The organism is Flavobacterium fructosi (genome assembly GCF_042787335.1).
Classification (GTDB): domain Bacteria; phylum Bacteroidota; class Bacteroidia; order Flavobacteriales; family Flavobacteriaceae; genus Flavobacterium; species Flavobacterium fructosi.
In genome coordinates this window covers 1-2,834 of record NZ_JBHZQA010000031.1, presented here as the reverse complement: position 1 = coordinate 2,834, position 2,834 = coordinate 1, and the positions used below count along the sequence as shown (strand labels likewise).

General features: G+C 36.2%; 2 protein-coding genes. One reads left to right on the top strand and one right to left on the bottom strand.

Annotated elements, in window-relative coordinates:
• Nucleotides 1-136: 136 nt before the first annotated feature.
• Nucleotides 137-841 (bottom strand): hypothetical protein, encoded by a 705-nt coding sequence (locus tag ACFX5D_RS16205; protein ID WP_379859236.1) that lies wholly within the window; start codon nucleotides 839-841, stop codon nucleotides 137-139.
• A gap of 129 nt (nucleotides 842-970) precedes the next feature.
• On the opposite strand from ACFX5D_RS16205, the gene ACFX5D_RS16200 reads away from it, so the two are divergent.
• Complete coding sequence (locus ACFX5D_RS16200) at nucleotides 971-2,509, top strand: IS1182 family transposase (RefSeq protein WP_379859235.1); 1,539 nt, start codon at nucleotides 971-973, stop codon at nucleotides 2,507-2,509.
• Nucleotides 2,510-2,834 lie beyond the last annotated feature (325 nt).

The following is a 2,834-nucleotide window of genomic DNA, read 5'->3' as shown; positions in this document are numbered from 1 at the left end:
CTTGAAAATACCTCTACAATCTTTACGATAACTCCATAGTGTTGGCGGCAGGTATTCGGTTCCGTTCAACACGGGCTTCATTGTTCGTGCTACGCACACAACGAAACCCTAGCTGTTAGCCGTTCGGTTTTTATATTTACGATATTTCTAATATTACTTTTTTAACTATTTTTTCGTTTTTAAAACCAGTGGCTTCAAATTCAAAATCAAAAGTCATTGTTATTTCTGCAGTTAGTTTATCATTTTCTATGTTTAGAAACTTTATTTCTGTTACATCTACAGGATTATGCGCGTTTCTGATATAAACTGAACCATCAATATAACCTTCAGCTGGATTTATTGGAAAGTTTAATGTTTTACCAATACAAGATTCTAAATTTTCTGGTAAAGCGATAAAATCCAATCGAATTGAAGTGTCAACAATTTTATTGTCAAGAACAAATTTTGAAATTGGTAAAAACATTGTGTATTGATTATCTTCTTCATCTTTAACAATACTGCAATCATAGAAATCTAATTTTGTAACTGAAAAAAAATGTGTCAAATCTGTAAAGTCTTCAATGTTTTCTTCGTCTTTTTCAAAGTCTAAATATGTTTTACCATTTTCAAATTCTGCAATAATTTCATTAACAAACTCATTTTCAGTTTTTGCACCATATTTCCAAAATATCTCCATCATTTTTATATCGTTTCCGTATGAACTCCATTCAATTCCTGTAGTATTAAATTCTAAAGTTCCATTGTCGACAGGTTTGTTTACATCAAAACCATTTTTTAATAGGTTTTCAACTTCCTCATAATTTCGTGATACAATTAAATTTAGTATTTCCTGATCTGTCATATTTTGTCGTTTCTGTTTTCGTTCTGCCAAACTGACGGCTAACGTCAGTCTGTGAAAAAACCTCCGTTGTATTACCATCAAATATAACAAAATACTAGTATAAAAAGAAGATTTTTCGTATTTTTAGGAATGCAACATATCACAGGTATTTCCCGCCAACAAATGCGTTTTTCAAGTTTAGAAGATAGTATAAGTCCCGATAATCAGGTGCGATTTATAGATGCCTTTGTCGAATATATTGACATCTCTAAACTCAATTTTGCTGTAAAAACGCTCAAGACCGAAGGTCGCCCGAGTTTCAATAGTAAAGTTTTTCTAAAGATCTACTTATACGGTTATCTCAACGGAGTCAGAAGTGGTCGAGATCTGGAAAAGGAATGTTTGAGAAACATGGAAATGCAATGGCTTTTAGAAGACATTCGTCCTAATTACCACAGCATCTCAGATTTTAGAAAAGACAATCCCATTGCCCTGAAAAAACTATTCAAACTCTTTGTTTCCTTCTTGAAAGATGCTGATTTGATAGGATGCGAAACCATTGCTATCGATGGTACCAAAAGCCGTGCGCACAATAGCAAAAAAGCCAATTTCAATCAAAAGAAAATTGACAAACACCTTGAATATATTGAAGGCAAAACCCAAGAATACCTAAACGCTCTGGAAGAAAATGATGCCAAAGATAACCCAGCTATAATGCAAAATATCCAACAAAAGTTAGACCGATTGAAAGGAAACAAATTGCGTTATGAGCAACTGGAAGAAAAATTAAAAGAAAGTGGCCAGCCCCAAATAAGCACTACCGACAGTGATGCCAGAGCATTACTGGTTCAGGGGCAAGTAGTTGAAATTTCGTTTAATATTCAAGCCGCAGTCGATGCTAAACATAATCTTGTCGTGGCCACACATACCATCAACAAGAACGATCGTAGTGCCTTGTCGGCCATTGCTATTGAGGCCAAAGAGAATCTGGGCATTGATACCTACACGGCTTTGGTTGATAAGGGCTACCATAACGGGAAGCATATAGAAATCTGCAAGCTTGCCAATATCACCACAATTGTAGCGCAACCCGAACAAGGAAAAAGTAACGAAAATGGCACAACTGCCAATTATTTAGTAGCCCAATTTAAATACGATCAAACCACTGACACCTACACTTGTCCACAAGGCGAAACGCTCCATACAACAGGGAAATGGCACAAGAAAAGTAGCCTAAAAGACAGCTATGAGTTTAAAAAATACCGAAGCTCCAAATGCAAAGAATGTCCTGTCAAGTTTTTATGTACCAGCAGGGCAGCAGGGCGGGAAATAGACCGAAGTCAATATGCCGATGCTGTAGAAGAAAACAACAAGCGCTACCATGCAAATGCGCAACTCTACCGCAAGCGACAGGAGATTAACGAGCATATCTTTGGAACCATCAAGCGACAATGGGGCTACAACCACACCAATTTAACGGGATTAGAAAAAGTAAACGGAGAACACAGCTTAATTATGCTGGTTTATAATATCAAACGCAGTATCAATATCCTGGGCGTTCCCGATTTGATTGCCAAACTCAAAAAATGGAACACACCCTACAAAGCAAAAGCTTGTATTGTCTTTATTACGAACTATTTTAGGCTTTGTAAAGACATTATTAAAAATGAGCTACAATTTGCTGCCTAAAAAAGAGCTTGTAGTAGAACGATTGTAGTGATGTTTATGAGGATGATTTTAAGCCAAAATAGCGACTACATTAGGTTTTTTCACAGCCTGACGTTCCGCCGCTTCTCGTCAGTTGCGAACTTCGGAACGAATTATTTTCTGTTAAAGATAAAGATACTTGCGAAACGTAAACGTGAACTTACTACAAAATTCGCAATTGCGAGAAACGGCTGTTGAACTAAACCTTCGGTAGCACTTACCGAGATTTTGTACCTTACGAAGATAATTAAAATTCGTAAATTATGACTACAAAAAAAAGCATCCCGATGCGTTAAGAGAAAACAAA

Excerpts from the sequence above, each read along its gene's own strand:
- ACFX5D_RS16205 (WP_379859236.1), bottom strand. The coding sequence starts at position 841 with ATGACAGATCAGGAAATACTAAATTTAATTGTATCACGAAATTATGAG.
- ACFX5D_RS16200 (WP_379859235.1), top strand. The coding sequence starts at position 971 with ATGCAACATATCACAGGTATTTCCCGCCAACAAATGCGTTTTTCAAGT.